The organism is Stenotrophomonas sp. ATs4 (assembly GCF_051861585.1).
Classification (GTDB): Bacteria; Pseudomonadota; Gammaproteobacteria; order Xanthomonadales; family Xanthomonadaceae; genus Stenotrophomonas; species Stenotrophomonas maltophilia_AS.
Genome location: NZ_JBLYPK010000006.1, coordinates 1 through 23,926 on the forward strand (window position 1 = coordinate 1; position 23,926 = coordinate 23,926).

The window sequence follows — 23,926 nt, forward strand, 5'->3', positions numbered from 1 at the left end:
GTGTGTCGGAATTCGGGATGATGTTGGGGGTCAATCCCGGCATCGTTCCATCTCCAAGACAATCAGACGCAACATGCGTGCTATTGCCGTCATCGGCATTGCTCTATTGTTGAGGCCGATTCTGGATCTTGGGGAAAACACCGCATGGCGGTAGAAGCAGCGACCAGCGAGCTGGTCAAGGTCGTCGCCCTGTTGGGCGCGGCGGTGGTGATGGTGCCTTTGTTCCGCCGGGCCGGTCTGGGCTCGGTACTGGGCTACTTCGCCGCTGGCCTGGCGATCGGACCGTTCGGGCTGGGCTGGTTCTCCGACCCGCAGGCGATCCTGCATACCGCCGAGCTCGGCGTGGTGATGTTCCTGTTCGTGATCGGCCTGGAAATGCGGCCCTCGCATCTGTGGAGCCTGCGCAAGGAAATCTTCGGGCTGGGCACGCTGCAGATCGTCACCTGTGCGCTGGTGCTGACCAGCATCGCCAAACTGTTCGGCCTGCCGTGGCAGGTGGCCTTCATCGGCGCCACCGGCTTCGTGCTGACCTCCACCGCGGTGGTGATGCAGCTGCTGGCCGAGCGCGGCGACATCGCGCTGCCGTCGGGGCAGAAGATCGTCTCCATCCTGCTGTTCGAAGACCTGCTGATCGTGCCGTTGCTGGCGCTGGTGGCCTGGATGGGCCCGAGCGCGGGCAGCGCCGATGGCGAGGGTTCGCGCTGGCTGTCGGTGGCGATCGGCGTCGGTGCCATCGTCGGCCTGGTGCTGGTCGGCCGCTTCCTGCTCAACCCTCTGTTCCGCCTGCTGGCCGAATCGAAGGCGCGCGAGGTGATGACCGCCGCCGCGCTGCTGGTGGTGCTGGGTGCGGCGCTGCTGATGCAGCTGTCTGGCCTGTCGATGGCGATGGGCGCGTTCCTGGCCGGCGTGCTGCTGAGCGAGTCGACCTTCCGCCACCAGATCGAAGCGGACATCGAACCGTTCCGCGGCATCCTGCTGGGCCTGTTCTTCCTCAGCGTGGGCATGGCGCTGGACCTGAGCGTGGTGGCTGCGCACTGGCAGCTGATCCTCGGCCTGGTGCTGGCGCTGATGGCAGCCAAGGCGCTGTGCATCTATGTGGTGGCGCGCATCATGGGTAGCGACCACGCGCAGGCGCTGGATCGCGGCGTGCTGATGGCGCAGGGCGGCGAATTCGCCTTCGTGCTGTTCTCCGCCGCCGCATCGGCGGGCGTGATCGACCTGGAGATCAATGCCAACTTCACCGCCGTGGTGGTGCTGTCGATGGCGCTGACCCCGTTGGTGGTGCTGGTCTACAAGCGCGTGGCGCCGAAGCCGACGGTGAACATGGACGGCGTGGACGAGGCCGACGGCCTGTCCGGCAGCGTGCTGCTGATCGGCTTCGGCCGCTTCGGCCAGGTCGCCAGCCAGTCGCTGCTGGCGCGCGACGTGGACGTGACCATCATCGACAACGATGTGGAGATGATCCAGAGCGCCGCGCGCTTCGGTTTCAAGATCTACTACGGCGACGGCACGCGTCTGGATGTGCTGCATGCCTCCGGCGCTGCCACCGCGCGTGCGATTGCGGTGTGCGTGGACAAGGCCGAGGCCGCCGACCGCATCGTTGAGCTGGTGGCGCACGAGTTCCCGCAGGCCAAGCTGATGGTGCGCTCGTTCGACCGCGAACATTCGCTGCGGCTGATCCATGCCGGTGTCGATTTCCAGATCCGTGAGACGTTTGAATCGGCGGTGTTGTTCGGTCAGGCCGCGCTGGTGGAACTGGGTGCGGATGAGGACGATGCAATCGAGATTGCCGAGCAGATCCGTCGCCGCGATGCGGAGCGCTTCGAGCTGGAGATTGCCGGTGGTGGTTTGAATGCCGGCGCGCGCATGATCTACGGCAACAGCCCGCAGGGCGTACCGACGCCGACCCCGTTCACCGCGCCGAAGCGCGAGAGCAAGACGCTGAACCCGCAGGATGTGCCGGAAGAGGAAGAATAAAACCCGCGCGCTGATCGCTTGGTAGTGCCGGCCGCTGGCCGGTAAATACGGGAACGTTCCGACGTCATGAGGTTGCCGGCCAGCGGCCGGCACTACCAGGCAGGTGGGGGATCGCCGAAGCCTGCGGTGGGCGAGGGGGCCTGAATCGGGGACAATAGCGTCCCCGCCGCCCCACGCCCGCTCCCGATGACCGATTCCGCCCCCCAGCTTCCTGCCCGCATCCTCGATGGCCGCCGTATCGCCGAGGACCTGCTCGACAGCCTGAAGGTGCGCGTCGACGCCCGCGTGGCCGCCGGTGGCAGCCGCCCGGGCCTGGCCGTGGTGCTGGTCGGTGGCGATCCGGCCTCGACTGTGTACGTGCGCAACAAGCGCCGTGCCGCCGAGAAGGTCGGTATCGAAGCACATGATTACGATCTGCCGGCTGGTACCACTGAAGCCGAGCTGCTCGACCTGATCGACCAGCTCAACGCCGATCCGAAGATCAACGGCATCCTGATCCAGCTGCCGCTGCCGGGCATCCCCGACGCGCGCCGGCTGATCCAGCGCATCGACCCGCGCAAGGACGTGGACGGCTTCCACCCGGAAAACGTCGGCCACCTGGCCCTGCGCGAGTTCGGCCTGCGCCCGTGCACCCCGCGCGGCATCACCACGCTGCTGGGCCACACCGACCAGCCGGTGCGCGGCCGCAACGCCACCATCGTGGGCGTGAGCAACCACGTCGGCCGCCCGATGGGCCTGGAACTGCTGATTGCCGGCTGCACCGTGACCAGCTGCCACAAGTTCACCCCCAAGGACGTGCTGGAGCAGGCCGTGCGCAACGCCGACATCCTGGTGGTGGCGGTGGGTCGCCCGGGCATCGTACCGGGCGAATGGGTGAAGCCGGGCGCAGTGGTGATCGATGTGGGCATCAACCGGTTGGACGACGGTCGGTTGGTGGGTGACGTTGGGTTTGAAGCGGCTGCCCAGCGAGCGAGCTGGATCACCCCGGTGCCGGGTGGCGTGGGCCCGATGACCGTGGCCACGTTGATGCAGAACACGTTGGAAGCGGCGGAAGCGCTGAGCTGACCTTTTTGGGGTGGGTGCCGGCCGCTGGCCGGCACAATGCCGGGGCAGGCCGATAACCCGCTCCTGGTAGGTGCCAACCTTGGTTGGCACACATCCATCGGGGCCATCGGCCCATCTGGGGTACCGGTGCCGGACGGGTCGTGCCAACCAAGGTTGGCACCCACCCAAGGCAAATGCCGGGTGGCTCCGATGCCCCGCATGAACCGCTCCTGGTAGGTGTCAACCTTGGTTGGCACAAACAGGCAGAGGCCTTGGCCCCATCTGGGGTCCAGGTGCCGGACGGGCCGTGCCAACCAAGGTTGGCACCTACCAAAGGCGGTATGCCGCCGGCCCGGATGGGCCCCTGAACCAATCACCGCCCGCGCGACACTGCGTCGCATCTACCCCCTGCCACACGGCGCGAAAACAGGGTAAAATGTCGCGCTTCCCCACATCTCGGGTATGCCGATGCTGCGCATCCAGGCTGAAGCACTCACTTACGACGACGTCTCGCTCGTCCCCGCCCACTCGACCATCCTGCCCAAGGACGTCAACCTCGAAACGCGGTTGACTCGCGACCTGAAGCTCAAGCTTCCGATCCTGTCCGCAGCCATGGATACCGTCACCGAAGCGCGCCTGGCCATCGCCATTGCACAGCTGGGTGGCATGGGCATCATCCACAAGAATCTCAGCCTGGAACAGCAGGCCGCGGAAGTGGCCAAGGTCAAGAAGTTCGAGGCCGGTGTCATCCGCGACCCGATCACCGTCGGCCCGGAAACCACCATCCGCGACGTGCTGGCCCTGACCCAGGCGCACAACATCTCCGGCGTGCCGGTGGTGGGTAGCGACGGCCTGCTGGCCGGCATCGTGACCCACCGCGACATGCGCTTCGAGACCGAGCTGGATGATCCGGTCCGCCACATCATGACCAAGAAGGATCGCCTGATCACGGTCAAGGAAGGCGCCGCCTCCGACGAAGTGCTGCAGCTGCTGCACCGCAACCGCATCGAAAAGGTGCTGGTGGTCAATGACTCGTTCGAACTGCGTGGCCTGATCACCGTCAAGGACATCCAGAAGAACACCGACTTCCCCAACGCCGCCAAGGATCTGTCGACCCGCCTGCTGGTCGGCGCTGCCGTCGGCGTGGGTGGCGATACCGATCGCCGCGTGGAAGCGCTGGTCGCCGCCGGCGTGGACGTGCTCGTGGTCGATACCGCGCACGGCCACTCGCAGGGCGTGCTGGACCGCGTCAGCTGGGTCAAGAAGAACTTCCCGCACGTGCAGGTCATCGGTGGCAACATCTGCACCGGCGAAGCCGCACTGGCGCTGCTGGACAGCGGCGCGGACGCAGTGAAGGTCGGCATCGGCCCGGGCTCGATCTGCACCACCCGCGTCGTCGCCGGCGTCGGCGTGCCGCAGGTCACCGCCATTGATCTGGTAGCCGAAGCGCTGCAGGACCGCATCCCGCTGATCGCCGACGGTGGCATCCGCTACTCGGGCGACATCGGCAAGGCGCTGGCCGCCGGTGCCTCGACCATCATGGTCGGTGGCCTGCTGGCCGGTACCGAGGAATCGCCGGGCGAGACCGAGCTGTACCAGGGTCGTTCGTACAAGAGCTACCGCGGCATGGGTTCGCTGGCTGCCATGGAGAAGGGGTCGAAGGACCGCTACTTCCAGGACGCCGCCACCGCCGACAAGCTGGTGCCGGAAGGCATCGAAGGCCGCGTGCCGTACCGCGGCCCGGTGGGCGGCATCATCCACCAGCTGATGGGCGGCCTGCGCGCCACCATGGGCTACGTGGGCTGCGCCACCATCGAAGACATGCGCAGCAAGCCCAAGTTCGTGAAGATCAGCGGCGCCGGCCAGCGTGAGAGCCACGTCCACGACGTGACGATCACCAAAGAGCCGCCGAACTACCGCGCCTGACGCGGGCCGAGCCAAGAGGAACGGGGAAGCACTTCCCGTTCCTCTTTCTCCATCTGCCGCCGTAAATCTGATTTCGTTTTCCCTACTGCATTGCCGGGGCGCCATGACCAACATCCATAACGACAAGATCCTCATCCTCGATTTCGGCGCGCAGTACACGCAGCTGATCGCCCGCCGCATCCGCGAGCTGGGCGTCTACTGCGAAATCTGGGCGTGGGACCACAACCCGGCCGAGATCGCCGCGTTTGGCGCCAAGGGCATCATCCTGTCCGGTGGCCCGGAATCGACCACGCTGCCGGGTGCCCCGGCCGCACCGCAGGAAGTGTTCGACAGCGGCCTGCCGATCTTCGGCATCTGCTACGGCATGCAGACCCTGGCTGCACAGCTGGGCGGCGCCACCGAAGCCGCTGACCAGCGCGAGTTCGGCCACGCCGAAGTGAACGTGATCAACCCGGATGCACTGTTCAAGGGCCTGAGCGACCACGGCGGCGAGCCGAAGCTGAATGTCTGGATGAGCCACGGCGACCATGTCTCCGTTGCACCGCCGGGCTTCACCATCACCGCCACCACCGACCGCATTCCGGTGGCCGCCATGGCCAACGAAGAAAAGCTCTGGTACGGCGTGCAGTTCCACCCGGAAGTGACCCACACCCTGCAGGGCCAGGCGCTGCTGCGCCGCTTCGTGGTGGACGTGTGCGGCTGCCAGACCCTGTGGACCGCCGCCAACATCATCGACGACCAGATCGCCCGCGTGCGCGAACAGGTGGGCGATGACGAAGTGATCCTTGGCCTGTCCGGCGGCGTTGATTCGTCCGTCGTGGCCGCGCTGCTGCACAAGGCCATCGGCGAGAAGCTGACCTGCGTGTTCGTGGATACCGGCCTGCTGCGTTGGCAGGAAGGCGACCAGGTGATGGCGATGTTCGCCGAGCACATGGGCGTAAAGGTGGTGCGCGTGAATGCCGCCGACCGTTACTTCGCCGCGCTGGAAGGCGTGAGCGACCCGGAAGCCAAGCGCAAGATCATCGGCAACCTGTTTGTTGAGATCTTCGATGAAGAGTCGAACAAGCTGAAGAATGCCAAGTGGCTGGCGCAAGGCACCATCTACCCGGACGTGATCGAGTCGGCCGGCAGCAAGACCGGCAAGGCGCATGTGATCAAGAGCCACCACAACGTGGGTGGCCTGCCGGAGCACATGAAGCTGGGCCTGGTGGAGCCGCTGCGCGAGCTGTTCAAGGACGAAGTGCGCCGCCTGGGCGTTGAACTGGGCCTGCCGCGCAGCATGGTCTACCGCCATCCGTTCCCGGGCCCGGGCCTGGGCGTGCGTATCCTGGGCGAAGTGAAGCGCGAGTACGCCGAGCTGCTGGCCAAGGCCGATGCCATCTTCATTGATGAGCTGCGCAAGGCGGATCTGTACGACAAGACCAGCCAGGCGTTTGCCGTGTTCCTGCCAGTGAAGTCGGTGGGCGTGGTGGGCGATGCGCGGGCGTATGAGTGGGTGATTGCGCTGCGGGCCGTGGAGACGATTGACTTCATGACGGCGCATTGGGCGCATCTGCCGTATGAGTTCCTGGGTACGGTGAGCAACCGGATCATCAATGAGTTGCGGGGGGTGTCGCGGGTTGTTTATGACATCTCGGGGAAGCCGCCGGCTACTATTGAGTGGGAATGAGTTGAAAGAACGAGGGCGCCGAGAGGCGCCCTTGTTGTTGCAGTACTTATTATTTCCAAGTGCTGGATCAACTTGGGGTTTGCTGGGGCTTATTATTTTTCAGGTTTTTCGAGTTGTAGTCCGAAGCTTGGGGGGGGGGGGGGGGCTTGGAATAAGGGCGGTCAATCCTCTTTTGATAGTTGCGAGCGCTGAGGGGATGGCTCGCATGGCCCAGGCAAAGGCTTGCTCCGTCTTCGCTCCTTGGCACCGTTGACGACTTGGACGCCCTCGCGTAACACTGAGCAACTGCCGCGCCATCGGCCGCGTTCCGCGGGGGTTATCAGGGAGGAAGAAGGATGAATTCGACCCCACAACATTCAGGTCGAGGCCGAGTCTTCGCAAAGTGGGCAAGGGTACATGTGCTCGGAGGGGCGCTATGGGCTCTGTTCGGCATTAGTGCGCTGTTGATGTTCAAAGCTAGCGAAGAGCCATTGGCCGGTCCGTTGCGCACCACTTGGATCGAGACTGTCCTGACGCCGTTTCCTGTTGGAAATCAGATCATATTCAACATGGCGACTGGTGTTCTCGTCAGTCAGGTGATGTATGTGCTCGTGGTTTGGCTGCCAGGGCATGCTAAACGAAAGCGAATCCGAAAAAATCTTAAGCACCACTATGCTTTGTTTAAAGAGCAGTGCATTTACCAGCTGCTGTTCGCGAGCAATGGGGTCGGGGACCCTAAGGTGGTTGAAGAGCTTGCCGATATCAACAAATTCCGCGCCTACTTCACTGCCGTCGGGCCGTCCGGTGGCGAGAAGTGGTACGACGTCATGAACGGCCTAGAGGCACAACATGTCAGCGCCATCGTCGTAGAACTGGGAATTCTAGCCGAGGAGCTGAAATACACTCTCGCCGCGATCGATGTTGGCGACGACGAAATCTATGCCTTTCTCAAGAGACTGAGTCGCGCGATTGTAGTCCTTCGAGATGGCTCGGAAAACTCAGACATCAAGTATCTGACCAACTTCCTTTGGGAGTTGTTTGCCGGTTGGTCCATAGTCACTGGTTACCAAGATGGGGATTTTGTTTTGGATCGGCTCGATAAAATATGAGTCGATCTCTCGGCGCGGATAATTCGTTGGATGGCTGCTAAGCCCGTCTCTACTCGTGACGGGCGCACTCATGTTGCAGGGTGCTCCTTCGTCGCGATTGTTGAAGTTCGTTAGCTGGGCTGGGTCGTTGTCAGTGGTTCCTCTCATAAGTCTAAATAGAGACCGATCTTGAGTAAATTGTCGGAAATGCCTGAGGAGCTAATTGGGGTGCCAACGCGGCATTTGATCGGGGTGTGGTCTAACTGAGCGGCGAGTGCGTCTGTGGCTGCCTGTGTTAATTTCAATTCTTTCAAATTTAATGATTCAATTGTGATTCGTGCGATCTTCCAGTCCTATGAGTAGATTAGTTATGTCTCAAGACGATATGAGAAATCAGTATTCGGATGAATCAAGTCGTTTGGAACGGTTGCGAGTCTCTGCGGTTGCAGAGATTGGAGAGTTGCTGGAGTCGAATGGGATCGCCCTTGGCGTTCCCATTGAGAGTCGTGTCAAGACATGGGAGTCTATCGAAGACAAGGTTCAACGGAAGGATCTAACCTTAGGTCACGTGAGGGAGCTTGATGACCTTGTTGGGATTCGTATGATCCTGCTCTTCCGGAGTGATCTGGATATTGTTGTGAAACTGCTTGGCGAGCACTTCGAAGTAATTTCATCCGAGAATACTGGTGAAAGGCTTGGTGATTCCGAGTTTGGATATCAATCTCAACATGTAATTGCCAGGATATCGCCCGAGTGGCTTAAGGTTCCTAGTTTCTCATTATTGGGTGATCTGAAGATGGAGTTTCAGGTTCGTACGTTAGCTCAGCACATTTGGGCGGCCGTGTCTCACAAGTTGCAGTATAAAAATGAAGGGAGCGTCCCTCCGCCTCTTCGGCGAGCAATTAACCGCGCCTCAGCGCTTCTTGAGACTGTGGATTTGGAGTTTGAACGCGTACTTTCTGAACGAAAAAGTTATGTGGAATCTGGTCTCGAAGTGAGCGAGAAGAATGCTTCTTTGAACGTTGATTCGCTCGCAATCGTCTTGGCGGAGGAGCTTCCTGAAGACAATCGAATTGAGAATGAAAGATATGCTGAACTCTTAACTAATCTTGTTGATTTGTCGGTGAAGACTGCGGCTGATTTGCGCAAGTTGTTGAAGAAGCACCGTGCAGAAATGAGCAGGCTTGATGCCGAGCTTGTCAAGAATAAGATGGCTGGGCAAGTGCAGTCGGGGCGCAATGCCGACAGAATTGCTAAGGGTGTCTTTCTGAGTCATGTAGGACTCGTGCGTGGCGCGCTCAAAGCAGAGTTTGGGGCGGATAGAGTCAGCGAGGTGATGAACGCTGGGAGGCCTGCCACACGGGGTAAACGCCGGGTTAATAGTAAATAAAGGCTAATGCTATATGAAGATGGCCTAAGTAGGAGTAGTTAAATCCTTTTGAATTTTTTTTGGGGGGGGGATCACTCTGGCCGAATGTCCCGACAAGCCCACTCAGCCAAACCACGGCAAGCCAAAAACAACCCATCAACCACCCCCTCATCCAAATGCCGTTCCGGCTCCGCTGCCACACGGCAGCGGTCTGCCGCATGCAGCACCTCCAGCACCGTCAGCAGCCCCACCAGCGCGCGCTCGGTCCTCGCCAGGCTTACGCGGCGCCCGGGTGATACGTCGTTCTCCGGCCAAGGGTGCCCATCGGCCCCCTCGCAGCCGCGCATGCGCTTGAGGATGCCGAGCAGGGAGTTCAGGTCGGGCAGGGGAGTGTCGTCGTTGATGGGCTCAACAACGGTGTACGAGGAGAAGGTGTCGGATTCGTTCATGGCGTCGGCTTCCGTGGCTGTGCTTAACAGCGCCACCGCGAAGAGGGTGGCGGACGGTGCGGGTTGCAAACCGGGACGCAGAGAAGTGACCGGCGGGCCCGAAGACCCCCACGCACCGTCCGCCATATAGGCCGACGGATTGCCAGTCGGCACCGCCTCAAGGACGGTGCCGACTGGCAAGCGTATTCACTCTGCGTCTCGGGTTTGCACGCCCGGCCACCCGGTATCGGTGGCGCGCCATGGTGTTTACGCAGCTGCTTCGAATACCAATAGAAATTCACGAAGGAATCGCGGAATCCGAGAGCGAGGAACTATTGTTGCACGCACCATTCGTGCCGCACGCGACGCCAGCGGACGCATTCGCGCAGGTGCTCTGTTGATTGCGATTCAGACTGGCGCAATCGCCCACGCCACAAGCGAATAGCGCGACGGCCTTCTTTGCAACAGTTCTTAGTTCGCCCCGACTGGCAACGGCGCGTGACCAGCCTCACACCCCGAAAAGCGGTTCAAACCCGACATTGCCAGCGAAGCTCGCAGCCTCAACCAACGCCATCCTCAGCACGCCCAGCATTGCCCACCAGCAGTTCAATCATCGCCCGCGCCGCCGCCGACTGCCGCCGATGCGGCGCATAGATCACCGAGAACGGCCGCGATCGCCCCCGCAGCTGCGGCAACACTTCCACCAACTGCCCACGCTGCAACCGCTCGCGCACGATGAACGCATAGCTCTGGCAGATGCCGATGCCCTGTTCGGCCAGCGACACCACGCCCAGCACATCGTCGGAGGTCTCGATGGACGAACGCGGCAGCCAGTCCACGTCGCGCCCACCGTCGCGGAAGATCCACGGCGCCAGCCGCCCGGTGCGCGGCATCACGAAGGGCAGGCACATATGCTGCTGCAGGTCGTCCAGCGTCTGCGGCGTGCCACGGCGTTGCAGGTAGTCCGGCGCGGCCACCAGCAGCAGCGGCGCGTCTTCCAGCTTTCGTGCCACCAGCCCGCTGTCCGGCAGCTGGCCCAGGCGGATGGCCAGGTCGAAGCCTTCGGCCACCAGGTCCACGTTGCGGTTGGTGATGTTCAGTTCCACCTGCACCTGCGGGTACTGTTGCGCAAAGCGCGCCAGCACGGGCGGCAGGCGGTAGTGGCCATAGGTGGTGGGCACGCTCAGGCGCACGCGGCCGGCCAGCGCACCGTCCTGGGCCAGTACGTCGCGCTCGGCGTCGTCCAGCAGGCCGAAGGCGGTGCGCACCTGTTCCAGATAGAGCCGCCCGGCGTCGGTCAGGCCTACGCGGCGGGTGGTCCGCTGCAGCAGCTGGCGGCCCAGCCGCGCCTCCAGGCGGGTGACTGCGCGGCTCAGCACCGAGGGCGTGGTGGACAGCGCCACCGCGCCGGCGGTGAACGAGCTGTGCTCGACCACCGCCAGGAACACCTCCACATCGCCCAGGTAGTCGAACTTGCGGCTCATTTGGCTCTCCCGGGAACAGATGTTTTGCGATGGGGCCAATTTATCGCCGCTGGGGCGATGAATAAAGTGGCGGCCATTCCCCGATAGGTGCTCCCCCATGAACCTGATGACCCGGTTGGCCGCTGCGCTGGCCCTGACCCTGGCCGCGACCGGCGCGCATGCCGCCAACGTGCTGGTGGTGCTGTCCGACGAAAACCGCCTGGACCTGAAGGACGGCAAGGTGCTGTCCACCGGCTTCTATCTCAACGAGTTGATGCAGCCGGTCAAGCTGCTGCTGGACGCGGGCCACGAGGTGACTTTCGCCACGCCACAGGGGCGGGCGCCGACCGTGGATGCGTCCTCGGTGACGGCGGCGTACTTCGGCAACGATGCCGCACAGCTGACGCTGCACAAGGAGCTGCTGGAGAAACTGGCGCTGACCTCGCCGACGGCCTCGCCGGTGCTCAGCCTGGCGCGCATCGAGCAGCAGGGTTACGCGCGTTTCGACGCTGTCTACATTCCCGGTGGCCACGCGCCGATGCAGGATCTGCTGAAGAGCCCGGCGCTGGGCCGGCTGCTGGCCGACTTCCACCAGCGCAACAAGACCACCGCGCTGGTCTGCCACGGGCCGATCGCGCTGCTGTCCACGCTGCCGGATGCCGATGGTTTCGTGGCGAAGCTGGAAGCGGGTGCGATGCCGGCCACACCGAAGTGGATCTACAGCGGCTACCAGATGACGGTGATCAGCAACCAGGAAGAAGAACAGGCCAAGCCGCTGCTGGGCGGCGGCGAGATGAAGTTCTACCCGCAGACCGCGTTGCAGCGGGCGGGTGCGCGGTTCAGCAGCAATGCCACGCCGTGGACGGGGCATGTGGTGGTGGACCGCGAGCTGATTACCGGGCAGAACCCGGCTTCGGCGTTGGAGGTGGGGCAGCGATTGGTGGAGCGGTTGAAGTAGGGCGGGGCCGCAAAACAAGCTGCCAGCCTTGGGGGCCGAGGGGTCAGCGCCTCGGCCTGTTCATGGAAACATCAACGTGGTCGTTACAGAGGGAATCAGCCCGCCACGCGTGCTGTTGCTGACAGATCTTCTATTTCGGAAAGCGCGTGACGCGTTACGGCCCAATCGCCGGCGTGCCTGATCGCCACTCCGCCTGCCGCTGTCCAGGCATCACAGTTCTCTTTGAAATCATCGATCAGAACATCGCCCGGCTGGTGCATGAAGAGCGGCTTGTGCCTCCCGCCGAGGACAGGCAACACCAGGCAGGTTGCTGACAGGTGTTCGCGAACCCACTGTCGCTTCTGCATCGCGGCGAGCGGATAGTTCGATTTCGGGCAGGCTGTGAGAATCACCGGGTTCAAGTGGTGAATGCTTTGGAAAAACTCCACTGCACCTTGCATCGGCGGAAGGTCGCGGAAATACGACGGGTGGTTGTTGATGTGCGCCCACATTTCATCGTCGGCAAGCAAGCGATGGTCCAGGCCAAATAGGGCGGGAAATGCCGTGTCGAAGTCGGCCATGACACCATCAAGATCTACGTAGATTGTGCGTCTGGATGCACTCGATCCATCTGTGCACTGCTTCGCGAGCGGGTCCGTCATCGGTATCGACTTCACATCATCAGCGTTCATTAACGCGTTCTCCTCTCAAGAGTGGGCTTTCATCTTCATCCGTTCCCCAGGAGCGGGGCTAAGTGTTTGGCGATTGCGACAAACATAGCAGCAATCGCGATGCCGCCGGCGTCGGTCCAGGCCGAAAGGGTGATGGCCTGCAACCCCTGCCAATGCGGAACGCCAGAGTGCCTTCAGGGCCCATCAGGTGCTGCAGCAGCGGGACAGTGTGCGGCGCCGTAGCCCCACAATACGGGCACCACCAGCCAAATGGCGACGCCCACCGGCTGATGCCGTAATCGACACGCCTGAAATGCGGCTTATATCGTGGCGTTATTTCTAATGCATGCCGAGTGGCTGCTCTGGCCGTTGGCCAAGACGCATGGGCCGCACCTACTGGCTCATTTCGCCAAGCAACGAGCAATCTGGCGTGCTGGGGATTAGATAATCCCCAAACGCTACGGAAAGGCCGGGCGGGGATATACCTGTGGCGTTCGTTCCTGACTCAATCCAAGAACGTCACTGAGCATGGATGCTCAGGCGCACTCAATATAGCACGCCGATCAGTGCCAGCGGCCCTGAACCCGCTCGATCTCCAGCGGTTTGATTGGGCATGGCGGGGTTGCCATGGCACCATGGCGGATCGGCTTCGTCCTTTGGGGGGAGCCGTTTTCCCAGGGAAGCCTTCAACACGACATGCGAACGTCCATCCTCTTCATTCTCTCCGCCCTGTGCCTTGGCCTGCTGTCTGGTTGCGCCAGCGGGCCGGATTACCACCACTCCAATCGCGAGATCACCAGCGCATTCGTGGCCGACGATGGCAAGCTGTACCTGCTGCCGGTCTATGACGAACCGATGCGCTTCGACGCCGCGCCGTTCCGTGATTACCGCGCCTTGATGGACAGCCCGTTGCGCGAGGCCGTGGTCTGCGCGCAGCTGTACTTCCGTGAGGACTGGCGCGTGCCGGCCGACAGGACCAAGGTGCATGGCAGCTACGCGCTGCTGCTGCGGCCGGAGCAGGTGACGCCGGAACAGGCGGCGCAGTTCAAGCTGGAGCAATTGGAGATCAGCCCCCGGGTGGCCAAGGCCATCGCTGCGTTGACGCGCCAGCCGTACATCCTTGAAGCGCGGAGCCGTTACGAGCTGGCGGCCAACCCGGACTGCAACCTTTCCAGGCAGGGTGGCAGCTATTACAGCGCGCTGTTCGAGAGTGATGGCGAGCGGGTGAAATTGCCGGATGCTGCGGCGCTGGCCGCGAAGGCGAAGCTGCCGCAGTCGATTACCGCGCGGGCTGAGCGGATCCGGCCGGACGATACGGAAAAGCCGGGTGTTGGCACGGCGGCCGGGAAGGTGCTGGGCGCGGCGTTGGTGCCGGTGGCGGTTCCGGTGTTTGTGTTGAGCCTGCCGTTTTTGGGGCCGGATCATTGGAAGTGATGGGGCGTTGAGGTAGATCCACGCTTGGCGTGGATCTACCTATGGTCAGCTGTCAGGTGGAGGCGCTTAGGCCTCCACTTCAACTGCGTGCTCGAAGGCTGCCTGTCACCGCAGCCGGGCTCTGAAGTAGGCGGCAACCTGCGGATCGGTCGCGTAGACGTAGCAGCCCTTCATCCCTCGGGTCATCAAGGTGCGGTAGGTGTTCTTGATGATGGTGTCTGCAAGTTCGGCGGCATGGGCGGGATGGGACTTTGAGAGCTTCACGAAGCCCTTCATGGTCTTGTCGTGCCGATCACGCGCGCGCGGCACGGTTTTGAGGGCGCCGTTCTCCATGATGAGGTCCGGCCCGATGATGACGCCAATGTAGTCGACTTCCAGGCCTTGGCAGGTGTGAATGCATCCCACCTGGTCAATCGAGCCGGCGGAGACGATCCAGAGGCTCCCGTCCTTGTCCAGGTTCCATTGCCGCCGATAGCTGCCGATGACAATGTCCATCTCCTTGGTGTTCTTCTTACTGTTCCAAGGCCAGCAGTAACCGGCTACGACGCGCGCGCGGTTGTCGGCGTTCTTTGATTCGATGGCGGCATGCAGCGCGGACGGGTCGTCGAATATCTGGAAGTCGTAACTGATTCCGTCCAGTGTGGTGTTTGCGGTTGGGCGGATCTGCAGCACGTCATCCAGCCATGCCAGGTAGCCGTCCGAGCCCGCGCAGCGGAACTGCGACGACAGAACGTATTCTTCTACGGTAGCGCCACGGGCAATCGCAAATTCCCGGATGGCATCCTTGGTGCCGATATCCTTGAGGGTCACCCGTTGGTCTTCATCAATGAAGAACACGCTGCACAGGGCAGCGTTAATCAGCTCCATGATCTGGTTCTTGCCCTCGTTTCCGTAGAACCCGCCTTGCTCGGTAAGCCGGTGCGCTTCGTCGACAATCAGCGCGTCGAAATCGTTCTCAGGAGAATCAATGAACGCCCCGGAACCGCCAAAGAAATGGTGCAGGCGCGCGTCGTCCTTCGATTTTCCGAGCGCATTGCTGTAGACCGCACGCGGTGCAGCATTCTTCGAGATGTACTTGACGTTCAGGCCATCGCGTAGCGTGGCCAGAAGATTCACGGCGACGACAGACTTGCCCGTACCTGGGCCGCCTTCAACGATGACGACACGGGGTTTTCTGTCTGCGTGCGCCTGAGCACATGCCGCCTTGGCTGCTTCGAATACATGCTTCTGCTCGTCCAGCAAGGTGAACGCGCTATTTCCTGACAGCAGTCGATACACTTCGTCGGCGAGTGCCTTGGAGGGGCGGATACGCCCGCTGTCCAGTTCGGCCAACACACGGAGGCCGTTACCCTTGCTGGTGTACTGACCAATGAAAGTGCGCAGATCCTCAAGGTCAGATGAGCCCCTCAGAAAGAGTGGTGCATGCTGGATGTAGGGCTGGTAGTGCGGCGAGTCGATTACGCCGTCCCGCACATAGTTGTGCAGATAGGCACAGGGGTGAAGCTGGAGTTTGCCTTCATAGACGGCTTCGTTGAAGCCTTCCAAGAAGGCAGCATAGGACCACGCCTGATAACTAGGGTGGACCCGCAGGTCTCCCGGGCGCAGCTCGATCATAGCGTCGCGTGCGGAGGGCTTGATCACCGACCATTGCTTGAGTTCGATGATGATGACGTGGGGCGACCCATCTGCGGCATGCCCGGTCAGGACAACATCGATGCGCTTTCGCGATTGCGGAAGAATGAACTCCACCGCCACGCCGATGTCCCCAGGAATGGAGGGGTGGTTCAGCGCACGAGCGACGTATCCCAGTGAGGCCCGCCAGGAATTGACCTCCGAATCGCTGACCTGTTTGCTTGTCGCTGCCTTGTAGCTGGCGAGGATGACTTCCTCGATCTCCTCATTGTTGCAGTCGCGAAGGAAGGCGTCCTTGTCTGCCTGGTATACGATCATGGCTGCGCCAGCTTGTTGTACTTGGTGCTGACGCCACGCGAGAGGTCGACCGGGTATTTGGCGGCATTCGTGGCCAGCTTGCTGCTGACGGCTTCGTTCAGATCGATGCCGAGTACGTCCGACAGCCGGATGAGGTACAGCGCTACGTCGGCGATTTCATCGCGTACGGCGTTGGCGGTGGCTTCAGAGGACGCTGCCTTGAAGGAGTCGGCCTCGGTCATCCACTGGAAAATCTCGTTCAGCTCTCCAACTTCACCAGAGAGGGCCATGACAAGGTTCTTGGGTGAGTGGAACTGTGCCCAATCACGCGCTTCGGCAAATTCCTTGAGCGCTTGGGCTGCGCCCTGAACCTCGACAAGAGGGTGTTCCATGGCATGGCCTTATACGACACGATATGGCCAATTCTACCCATCCCGGCGGGGCGTAAGCGACATTTCACCCCGTGATATCTGGCGAATAGCGAGGGCGTAGAAGAGCCCTTGTCGGCGGAGAGTGCATTCGAAGGCCATTAGTGGGGGGCACGACAGCGGCTACACTCACTGCCTACGCCCGATGGAAGCTCGCCCATGTTCAGTGGAAAGGTCGCGGTGGTCACCGGTTCCACCAGTGGTATCGGTCTTGGCATTGCCACCGCGCTGGCGCGGCAAGGCGCCGATATCGTGCTGAATGGCTTCGGCGATGCGGCGGAAATCGAATGCATCCGTTTCCAACTGGAAGCCGAGTTCGGCGTGCGCGTGGCGCATGACGGCGCCGATCTTTCCCGTGGCGAGGCGGTGCGAGGAATGATCGACCGCGCCGTTGCAACGATGGGCCGCATCGACATCCTGGTGAACAATGCCGGCATCCAGTACACCGCGTCGATCGAGGAATTCCCGGTCGAGAAGTGGGATGCGATCCTGGCGCTGAATCTCTCGGCGGTGTTCCACGCAACGGCGGCGGCCTTGCCCCATATGAAGCAGCAGCGCGCCGGTCGCATCATCAACATCGCGTCGGTGCACGGGCTGGTGGGCTCGGTGAACAAGTCGGCCTATGTGGCGGCCAAGCATGGCGTGGTGGGGTTCACCAAGGTGACCGCGCTGGAGAATGCGGGCACTGGCATCACCGCCAATGCGATCTGCCCGGGCTGGGTGCGGACGGCGCTGGTCGAGCAGCAGATCACCGCGTTGGCCGAGCGCGAAGGCACGGATCAGGAGTCGGCCGCGCGTGCGCTGCTGGCTGAAAAGCAGCCCTCGTCGCAGTTCGTGACGCCAGAGCAGCTGGGGGCGATGGTGGTGTTCCTGGCCTCGGACGCTGCGGCGCAGATCACCGGTACGGCGCTGCCGGTGGATGGGGGCTGGACGGCGCGCTAGCTGGCTGGCTGTGGCTTACGCTGCAGCATCGGCAGCGCTACCAGCGTAGCGAGAATGGTGAACAGCACCAGCGACGAACCTACTGTGCCGAAGCCCAGGCCGCCCTTTTCCAGTGGCTTGGTGAGCAGGTCGCCGAAGGTGGCGCCGAACGGGCGGGTGAGCACGAAGGCGATCCAGAACAGGATGACCCGGTTGATGCCCTTGATGCGACTGGCCAGCGCGGTGAGCGCGATGAGGCTGCCGATCAGCAGTGTGCCGCCGGTGAAGCCCAGCCCGGAATCGTCGGCGAGGAAGTCGCCCAGTGCGGTACCGAGCGTGTTGGAGAACAGCACGGCGGCCCAGTAGAAGCCTTCGGCGCGGCGCGATTCGATGTTGCTGACTGAGATCGACTTCTCCGATATCCGCCAGGCCAGCAGAACCAGCGCCAGGCAGCCGGCCAGCAGGCTGGCGCCGGTGGCGTAGCCCAGGCCGAGCGTGCGGTCGATCAGGTCCGACATGGTGGTGCCGGCGGTGCTGGTGGCAAGCACTACCGACCAGAACAGCACCGGGTGGAAGCGCCGTGCAGACAGCTGCATGCCCAGCAGGCCGGCGAAGATCGCCAGCAGGATGGCCGAGCTGGCCACGTAGCCCAGGTTGAGCGTCATCGACAGCAGGTCGCCTGCGGTCTCGCCGAGGGTGGTGGCGGCGATCTTCATCACCCAGAAGCCGAGGGTGACCGCCGCCACTTTGCTGTGCAGGGACTCTGCGTCTGAAGCACTCATCGAACGTCGCCAGGGATGCCTGTAAGCGATGCTGTGGCGGCGGCCGTCGTAACGTGGTCGGAACCGCGTTCGGCAAGGATGAGCGTTGGGCGTGGCGTTCAGGAGACGGCCAGTGCATCCGCCAGTCGATCGTCGCCCCAGAACATCTCATCGCCCACGAAGAAGGTGGGCGCACCGAAGACGCCACGGGCCATGGCCTGTTCGGTCTGCGCGCGCAGGGCCTGCTTGTTCTGTTCCGATTGCGCTGCGGCGATGAGGGTGGCGGCATCCAGGCCCAGGCCCCTCAGTACCTCGGTGATCACCTGCACATCGGCGATGTCACGGTCCTCAGCGAAATTGAGCGTCATCACTTCGCGGCAGAAGGCACCGATCCAAGGTTGCCCGGCGCCGTGCAGTGCGACCCGCGCGGCCAGTATCGAAGAGCGCGGAAACACGCTGGGTTGCCTCCAGCGCAGTCCGTGTTTGTGGCATTGCCGGGGCATGTCCTGCCAGACGTAGGCGCCCTTGGCCTTCTGCAGCACGAAAGGTGAATTGTTCCAGCCCTGCGCCTGGAAGATCGGGCCGAGCAGGAACGGGCGCCACTGCACTTGGCGTCCGGCCTGGCGGGCAGCATCTTCGATGCGCATCACGCTGAGGTAGCTGTAGTTGCTGGCGAAGTCGAACCAGATTTCGATGGGTGCACTCATTCGAACACCACCAGGCAGCGCAGTTCGATGCTCTCGCGCAGCGGTGCATCGGCTGGAATCCTGGGCAGGTCGAACGCGGTATGCAGCACGAAGCGGGCGACACCCTCGGTTTGCGAGTCGTACTGCTTGAACACCAGCGCTTCGTGCGGTGCCATCAGCGAGAAGTACGACCAGCGGTGCTGCGGCGCGTGCACCGCGTGGTAGATCTCGCCGACGCGGCGCGGGTAGCGCACTTCGCTGTCGACCAGATCCTGCGCGGCCACCGAGCGGGCGTCGCAGACCGCCAATGGGGTATCACGCACGGGGCCGTTGATGGCGCGCCAGATGTTGACGATGGCAAAGCGCTTGACCTCGGAGTGGGCGTTTTCACCCAGCACGCGTGCCAGGCGTGCGCGGCCGGAGGCTTCGGTGTAATCGTTGTGGATGCGCCCGTTGACTGCAGCGCGGCCATCGTTGCCCTGGCGCCCGAAGGACACCGCCTCGCGCTCGGGCTCGCGCCGGCGAAGCAGGTGGTCGAACACATACGCCCAGCGTGCGCCGGTGACCGTCAGTGCCAGCGCGGTCGATTCGGCATAGTACAGGCTGCGGACCTGGGCATCGTCCTGGAAGTCCTGTACGCCAGTGGGCGCATTCCACAGCTCGAAACCTTCGCGGTGGATGGAGGTCTGGCCCTGTGCCAGCCGCGCATCATGGATCGGCATCCAGGTGGGTGTGTAGTCATGGCTTTCCCACGGCGTACCCTCCGGCGGCGGGCAGGCGTAGCTGAAGGGCCGGCTGCCGTTCGGTTGCAGATAGTTCAATGCAGCGGCAACGGGCAGGGCGGGCGCGGGCTCGGTAACGCGGCGTGGCAGTGGCAACAAGGCGGGGGCGTTCATGCGATGGCTCCGTGGGCACGATCTGCATTGGGCGCCAGCACGGCGATGTGCTCAAACGATATTTCGGTCACTTCGCATGAGCTCAGCGCATGCGAAAAGTGCGGCTCAGGACGGTTCGGTAGCCGACTCTGCCTGCAGCCACGCCGCGACCTGCTGCACCTCTTTGCGGGGCTGCGAGTCGGCCTGGATCAGCCAGTACGCGTGCGAGGTTTCGTGCGGGGGCGCTGCAGCGTGGGCCTGCATCAGCCGGCCGTCGTCCAGCAGTGGCTGGATCAACGGCAGGCGGCCCAGTGCAATGCCCTGGCCAGCCAGTGCGGCCTGGATGACCTGGTCGTACTGGTTGAAACGCAGGATCGCCTTCGGCTTGGCGCCGGCCCAGCCCTGTGCGGCGAGCCAGTTTGCCCACTGCAGCCACGGGTGTGGTGGGTCGTCGAATTCGAGCAGGGTGAGCCCGGCCAGTGCCTTGGCCGAGCGCAGTGGCGCTGCCTCTGCCGTGGCGTGCATCACGGGTGCGACCGATTCCCCGAACATGTGCAGGGCGCCTTCGGGTACGGCCTGCGCAGGGGCATAGCGGATGGCTAGGTCGATGCCATCGCGGCGCAGATCAGCCACCCGGTTGTCCGCCGAGACACGCAGGTCGATGTTCGGGTGCAGGGCCTGCAGGCGGCTCAGGCGTGGCAGCAGCCACAGGCCGGTGACGCCGATGCTGGCACTGAGCGTGACCGGGCGCGCACGGCCTCGCGGGCTGACTTCCCCCAGTACATCCTGCAGTTGCTGCACCGCGCTGTCGGCGCTGCGGAACAGGCGCTCGCCTTCGGCGGTGAAGCTGAGCGAGCGATGCCCGCGCAGCAGCAGCTTCACGCCCAGCAGATCTTCCAGTGCGTGGATCTGCCGGCTGACGGCCGACTGGGTAAGGCACAGATCCTGTGCGGCGACGGTGATGCTCATGCGGCGGCCGACGGCGACGAAGCCGCGGATCAGATCGAGTGAGGGCAGGCGGACCAGTGGCAGTGACATGACCAATGGGTATGCAACGAAGGGCGGCTACACCCTAGCATGGGCGGGCAGGCAGGTCGGTCCAGGGCGCCCGGGCAGGGCGGTTAGGGGCGCTCGCGCAGCGTGAGCGGATAGCGACCATGCTGGTATTCGCGTGGCTGCCACTGCTCGTGCTAAGGGTTTTGCATGCTGCTGCTTCGCCGCCAGTTCCGGCTCCGGGATGCCGGGTTGCTGGATGCCGGGTTGCTGGATGCGGTGGGCGAGCGGCAGCTTTCAGCGGAGACCCATTGGCTGTTCTCGTTTGCGGCCGCGTTTGCCGCGACCGCGTTTCTGTACCGATTGATTGGCAGCGTGGCGCTGTAGGCGCGTGGGTGGCCACGCGCCCGCACTGCGTTAGTTCGGCTTCGCAAACACATCCAGCCCCTTGCCGGTCTCCAGCAGCGACTTCAGGCTCGACAGCACGATCGGCCAGCCCTGGCGGATGCCGGTATCCATGCCGCTGCCCGGTTCCAGTTCGTCGTGGGTGACGGTCAGCCGCACCATGTCCTGATAGGGCACGATGTCGAAGGTGACGCGGCTGTAAGCATCCGGGTTCTCGGCCTGCGAGGCGGCGGCCCAGGTGATGACCAGACGAGAGGGTGGAGTGCTTTCCACCACCTCGCCAACCAGCTCGACCGAGCGTGTTTCGTTGGCACGCACATGCTGCCAGCGCGAGCCGGGTTTCCAGTCCGAGACGTTCTCGTGGCCCCAGTAGCGGCTCGCGATCTCGGGCCGGGTGATGGCCTCGAACACCTTCTGTGGTGTGGAAGCGATGTAGATCACGTGGATGAAGCGGGTGGACTCTGCGGACATCGTCATTCTCCTTCCAGTTCTCGTTTCAGGTCATGCAGCAGGCTCAGGCGCTGCTGCTCGAACTTGCGTACCCAGCGCTCGTAGACCTCGTGCAGGGGCACTGGGTTGATGAAGTGCAGCTTCTCGCGGCCACGGCGCACGGTGCTGATCAGGTTGGCGTCTTCCAACAGGCCCAGGTGCTGGGTAACCGATTGCCGGGCCATGTCCAGGTGCTCGCACAACTGGCCCAGCGTCTGCCCGTTGTCCTCGCAGAGCAGATCCAGCAGCGTCCGGCGTGTGGGATCGGCCAGGGCCTTGAATACCTTGTCTGCGTCGCGCACGTGGTCTACCGCCATGGGGATGTCTTCAATTCCAGTTGTCGATCCTGACGTCGTGTGGGTTGGGCTGGCCCTTGCCGGTTTCCAGCAGCGCCTTCAGGCTCATCAGGAACACCGCCCACTTGGTGCTGCAGTGGGAGGTGAACTCGACACGTTCCTTCCAGCCTTCGTGGGTGAACAGGACAATGCAGTAGTCGCCTTCCTGCTTCAGCGCGAAGCGCGCGTGGGTGCCGATCCATTCGGCAGGGCCCGCGAGGAACCGCCAAAGCACGAGCTCGCCTGGAACAAGCTGCTCAAGTTTCATTTCCATGGCGCCGATTTCCTGGCCGTTGTTCGTGAAGCGCACCTTGACCGTGCCGCCGGCTTCGCGGTCGCCATGAGTGTCTTCGGCCCACCAGGCGGCCACGCCTTCGGGGGTGGCCAGGGCTTGGTACACCTGGCTTGCAGGGGCCTTGATGCCGACCCTGTGTGCGATATCCACCATTGCAGGTTCCTCGCGTGGGCGGACAGGCGTCGCCCTTGAGTGGAATATATGCAGGTAAATGCCTGCATGTCAAGTCCGATGGCTGGAGAGCCGCATCGATACACTGGGCGCTTGCCAGGCATGGCCTGGCACTACTGGATCTACGGAACGTCAGGGAGTGCATGCATGACTGAAGCTGGAAAGGACACCTTGAACATCCGCCGCGCCAGTGTGGCCGATGCGCCTGCGGTGCTGACGCTGTTCGACGAGGTGATCGAATGGTTCGTGTCGAATGGCAATGTGCAGCAATGGGGCAGCGAGCCGTGGTCAACGATGCCGCGCCGGATCACCCAGGTGACCGAGGCGTGTGCACTGCCGGGAGCGTGGGTGGCGCAGAACGAGCAGGGTGACGTGCGCGCGTTCCTGGCGCTGGGCGAGTCGATGCCCTACGTGCCTGCGTCCACCGGTCCGGAGCTGTACGTACGGGTGCTGGTGGCCTCACGCGATCCTCGCGTGCGTGGCATTGGTCGTCGCTTGATGTCATTCGCCGATGAGCAGGCGCGGGCTGCCGGACTCGACCATCTGCGTGTGGACTGCTACGGCGGTGGCAGTGGCGATCTGGTGCGCTTCTACGAATCCTGCGGGTATACGCGCATAGCGCCGTTCAACGTGGACGGCTGGCCGGGGATGTTGCTGGGGCGGCAGCTCTGACGCGGCTGCTTCGTTCAGTCGCAGACCGCGTGCAGGAAACGGATGCCGCTTGAACTCATATGGGGCTGTCGGTCGAGCGACTCAGTTTTTCCCACGTGTCGATGCTGCTGGCCATCGACGCGAGCTTCGCCCGTACCAGCTGCAGCGCATCGCTGCCCAGTAGCAGGTGGCTGGGTGGCGCGTCGCTGTCGATGACCTGCAGCATGGCCTGTGCAGCCTTCACCGGATCACCCCGCTGATGGCCGCTCTTTGCCTCACGCGCGCTGCGGATGGGATCGAACAAGGCGTCGTAGTCTTCAATGCTGCGCGGTGCCCGCGCCATCGAGCGGCCTGCCCAGTCGGTTCGGAAGGAGCCCGGCGCGACGGCCGTGACGTGGATACCAAACGGCGCGACTTCCTTGCCAAGCACTTCACTGATGCCCTCCAGCGCGAACTTGCTGCCGCAGTACCAGGCGATGCCCGGCATCGTGATGAAACCGCCCATGGAGGTGATGTTGAGGATGTGGCCGCGGCGCCGCGCGCGCATGTGCGGCAGCACCGCTTTGATCAGCGCGGCCGGAGCGAACACGTTCACTTCGAACTGCTGCCGCAGCTCGGCGAGCGTGGATTCTTCGAGGATGCCTTCGTGGCCGTAGCCAGCGTTGTTGACCAGCACGTCGATGCTTCCGATGTTGGTTTCGATATCGGCGACGAGCGCATCGATGGCGGCGGTATCGGTTACGTCCAGCAGGCGGCCGAATGCGCGGCCGGGCGCCAGCGCTTCGAGCGCCTGGCGGTCAGTTTCGTTGCGCACGGTGCCGACTACGCGATGGCCGGTCAGCAGGGCCTGCTGGGCAAGGGCGCGGCCGAATCCACTGCTGACACCGGTGATGAGGAGGAGGCGGGAAGGGGTCATGAGGGGCGTTCGTGGTGGGCAGGGCTTGCACGTTAGTGCTTGAACGACCGGGGCCACAGGCCTAGGATTCGGCCATTCTTGCCTAT

Annotated in this window: 24 protein-coding genes; 11 read left to right on the top strand and 13 right to left on the bottom strand. The window is 63.1% G+C overall.

Annotated features, from left to right (window positions below):
* Window positions 1-144: 144 nt before the first annotated feature.
* The 6 genes from ABR323_RS11750 (at window position 145) to ABR323_RS11775 (ending at window position 9,073) form a co-directional block, all read left to right on the top strand.
* Window positions 145-1,977, top strand: coding sequence for a monovalent cation:proton antiporter-2 (CPA2) family protein (locus tag ABR323_RS11750; protein ID WP_135273278.1), 1,833 nt, complete (start codon window positions 145-147; stop codon window positions 1,975-1,977).
* Window positions 1,978-2,163: 186 nt separating this feature from the next.
* A complete protein-coding gene (gene folD / locus ABR323_RS11755; RefSeq protein WP_014036908.1) occupies window positions 2,164-3,042 on the top strand; it encodes a bifunctional methylenetetrahydrofolate dehydrogenase/methenyltetrahydrofolate cyclohydrolase FolD in 879 nt (292 codons plus the stop codon).
* A gap of 447 nt (window positions 3,043-3,489) precedes the next feature.
* On the top strand, window positions 3,490-4,947 hold the full coding sequence (gene guaB / locus ABR323_RS11760) for an IMP dehydrogenase (protein ID WP_439449430.1): 1,458 nt from the start codon (window positions 3,490-3,492) through the stop codon (window positions 4,945-4,947).
* Window positions 4,948-5,050: 103 nt separating this feature from the next.
* Window positions 5,051-6,616 (top strand): glutamine-hydrolyzing GMP synthase, encoded by a 1,566-nt coding sequence (gene guaA / locus ABR323_RS11765; protein ID WP_439449431.1) that lies wholly within the window; start codon window positions 5,051-5,053, stop codon window positions 6,614-6,616.
* A gap of 335 nt (window positions 6,617-6,951) precedes the next feature.
* Window positions 6,952-7,704 carry a hypothetical protein gene (locus ABR323_RS11770; protein WP_439449432.1) on the top strand — a complete coding sequence of 251 codons (753 nt, stop codon included), beginning with the start codon at window positions 6,952-6,954 and terminating at the stop codon, window positions 7,702-7,704.
* A gap of 349 nt (window positions 7,705-8,053) precedes the next feature.
* Window positions 8,054-9,073, top strand: a complete 1,020-nt coding sequence (locus ABR323_RS11775) for a GTP pyrophosphokinase (protein WP_439449433.1) — start codon at window positions 8,054-8,056, stop codon at window positions 9,071-9,073.
* 71 nt (window positions 9,074-9,144) lie between these two features.
* On the opposite strand, the gene ABR323_RS11780 is transcribed toward ABR323_RS11775, so the two are convergent.
* Together ABR323_RS11780 and ABR323_RS11785 are read right to left on the bottom strand one after the other, a co-directional pair.
* Entirely contained in the window at window positions 9,145-9,501 is a 357-nt protein-coding gene (locus tag ABR323_RS11780; RefSeq protein WP_439449434.1) for a hypothetical protein, read from the bottom strand.
* A 539-nt stretch (window positions 9,502-10,040) separates the two neighbouring features.
* Entirely contained in the window at window positions 10,041-10,964 is a 924-nt protein-coding gene (locus tag ABR323_RS11785; RefSeq protein ID WP_439449435.1) for a LysR family transcriptional regulator, read from the bottom strand.
* Window positions 10,965-11,061: 97 nt separating this feature from the next.
* Here ABR323_RS11785 and ABR323_RS11790 point away from each other — a divergent pair, with 97 nt between their 5' ends.
* The gene (locus tag ABR323_RS11790; RefSeq protein ID WP_439449436.1) at window positions 11,062-11,901 is read left to right on the top strand and encodes a type 1 glutamine amidotransferase domain-containing protein; all 840 of its coding nucleotides are present in this window, start codon (window positions 11,062-11,064) and stop codon (window positions 11,899-11,901) included.
* 95 nt (window positions 11,902-11,996) lie between these two features.
* Here the strand turns inward: ABR323_RS11790 and ABR323_RS11795 are convergent, their stop codons facing one another.
* Entirely contained in the window at window positions 11,997-12,572 is a 576-nt protein-coding gene (locus ABR323_RS11795; protein ID WP_439449437.1) for a 5' nucleotidase, NT5C type, read from the bottom strand.
* 675 nt (window positions 12,573-13,247) lie between these two features.
* On the opposite strand from ABR323_RS11795, the gene ABR323_RS11800 reads away from it, so the two are divergent.
* On the top strand, window positions 13,248-13,985 hold the full coding sequence (locus tag ABR323_RS11800; protein WP_439449661.1) for a hypothetical protein: 738 nt from the start codon (window positions 13,248-13,250) through the stop codon (window positions 13,983-13,985).
* Window positions 13,986-14,090: 105 nt separating this feature from the next.
* Here the strand turns inward: ABR323_RS11800 and ABR323_RS11805 are convergent, their stop codons facing one another.
* Complete coding sequence (locus tag ABR323_RS11805) at window positions 14,091-15,935, bottom strand: DNA/RNA helicase domain-containing protein (protein WP_439449438.1); 1,845 nt, start codon at window positions 15,933-15,935, stop codon at window positions 14,091-14,093.
* A complete protein-coding gene (locus tag ABR323_RS11810) occupies window positions 15,932-16,306 on the bottom strand; it encodes a nucleotide pyrophosphohydrolase (RefSeq protein ID WP_439449439.1) in 375 nt (124 codons plus the stop codon). The genes ABR323_RS11805 and ABR323_RS11810 overlap by 4 nt, the downstream gene beginning before the upstream one ends.
* Before the next feature lie 195 nt (window positions 16,307-16,501).
* Between ABR323_RS11810 and ABR323_RS11815 the strand changes: the two genes are divergently transcribed.
* Complete coding sequence (locus ABR323_RS11815) at window positions 16,502-17,284, top strand: 3-hydroxybutyrate dehydrogenase (RefSeq protein WP_439449440.1); 783 nt, start codon at window positions 16,502-16,504, stop codon at window positions 17,282-17,284.
* On the opposite strand, the gene ABR323_RS11820 is transcribed toward ABR323_RS11815, so the two are convergent.
* The 4 genes from ABR323_RS11820 to ABR323_RS11835 all read right to left on the bottom strand — a co-directional run bounded on the left by ABR323_RS11820 (window position 17,281) and on the right by ABR323_RS11835 (window position 20,623).
* On the bottom strand, window positions 17,281-18,045 hold the full coding sequence (locus ABR323_RS11820) for a COG4705 family protein (protein WP_439449441.1): 765 nt from the start codon (window positions 18,043-18,045) through the stop codon (window positions 17,281-17,283). The genes ABR323_RS11815 and ABR323_RS11820 overlap by 4 nt on opposite strands.
* 98 nt (window positions 18,046-18,143) lie before the next feature.
* Window positions 18,144-18,731, bottom strand: coding sequence for a 2-hydroxychromene-2-carboxylate isomerase (locus tag ABR323_RS11825; protein WP_439449442.1), 588 nt, complete (start codon window positions 18,729-18,731; stop codon window positions 18,144-18,146).
* A complete protein-coding gene (locus ABR323_RS11830; RefSeq protein WP_439449443.1) occupies window positions 18,728-19,606 on the bottom strand; it encodes a CmcJ/NvfI family oxidoreductase in 879 nt (292 codons plus the stop codon). The genes ABR323_RS11825 and ABR323_RS11830 overlap by 4 nt, the downstream gene beginning before the upstream one ends.
* A gap of 105 nt (window positions 19,607-19,711) precedes the next feature.
* Window positions 19,712-20,623, bottom strand: a complete 912-nt coding sequence (locus ABR323_RS11835; protein WP_439449444.1) for a LysR substrate-binding domain-containing protein — start codon at window positions 20,621-20,623, stop codon at window positions 19,712-19,714.
* A 165-nt stretch (window positions 20,624-20,788) separates the two neighbouring features.
* Between ABR323_RS11835 and ABR323_RS11840 the strand changes: the two genes are divergently transcribed.
* Window positions 20,789-20,965, top strand: coding sequence for a hypothetical protein (locus ABR323_RS11840; RefSeq protein ID WP_439449445.1), 177 nt, complete (start codon window positions 20,789-20,791; stop codon window positions 20,963-20,965).
* A 30-nt stretch (window positions 20,966-20,995) separates the two neighbouring features.
* Here the strand turns inward: ABR323_RS11840 and ABR323_RS11845 are convergent, their stop codons facing one another.
* From ABR323_RS11845 to ABR323_RS11855, 3 genes are read right to left on the bottom strand one after another with little or no spacing between them, the layout of a single operon-like run.
* Window positions 20,996-21,454, bottom strand: coding sequence for an SRPBCC family protein (locus ABR323_RS11845; RefSeq protein ID WP_439449446.1), 459 nt, complete (start codon window positions 21,452-21,454; stop codon window positions 20,996-20,998).
* A gap of 2 nt (window positions 21,455-21,456) precedes the next feature.
* The gene (locus ABR323_RS11850; RefSeq protein ID WP_099529753.1) at window positions 21,457-21,789 is read right to left on the bottom strand and encodes an ArsR/SmtB family transcription factor; all 333 of its coding nucleotides are present in this window, start codon (window positions 21,787-21,789) and stop codon (window positions 21,457-21,459) included.
* A gap of 10 nt (window positions 21,790-21,799) precedes the next feature.
* Entirely contained in the window at window positions 21,800-22,255 is a 456-nt protein-coding gene (locus tag ABR323_RS11855; protein ID WP_439449447.1) for an SRPBCC family protein, read from the bottom strand.
* Between the two features lie 165 nt (window positions 22,256-22,420).
* On the opposite strand from ABR323_RS11855, the gene ABR323_RS11860 reads away from it, so the two are divergent.
* Window positions 22,421-22,945, top strand: a complete 525-nt coding sequence (locus tag ABR323_RS11860; protein ID WP_439449448.1) for a GNAT family N-acetyltransferase — start codon at window positions 22,421-22,423, stop codon at window positions 22,943-22,945.
* Between the two features lie 55 nt (window positions 22,946-23,000).
* Here the strand turns inward: ABR323_RS11860 and ABR323_RS11865 are convergent, their stop codons facing one another.
* Window positions 23,001-23,840 (bottom strand): oxidoreductase, encoded by an 840-nt coding sequence (locus ABR323_RS11865; protein WP_439449449.1) that lies wholly within the window; start codon window positions 23,838-23,840, stop codon window positions 23,001-23,003.
* Between the last annotated feature and the right edge of the window lie 86 nt (window positions 23,841-23,926).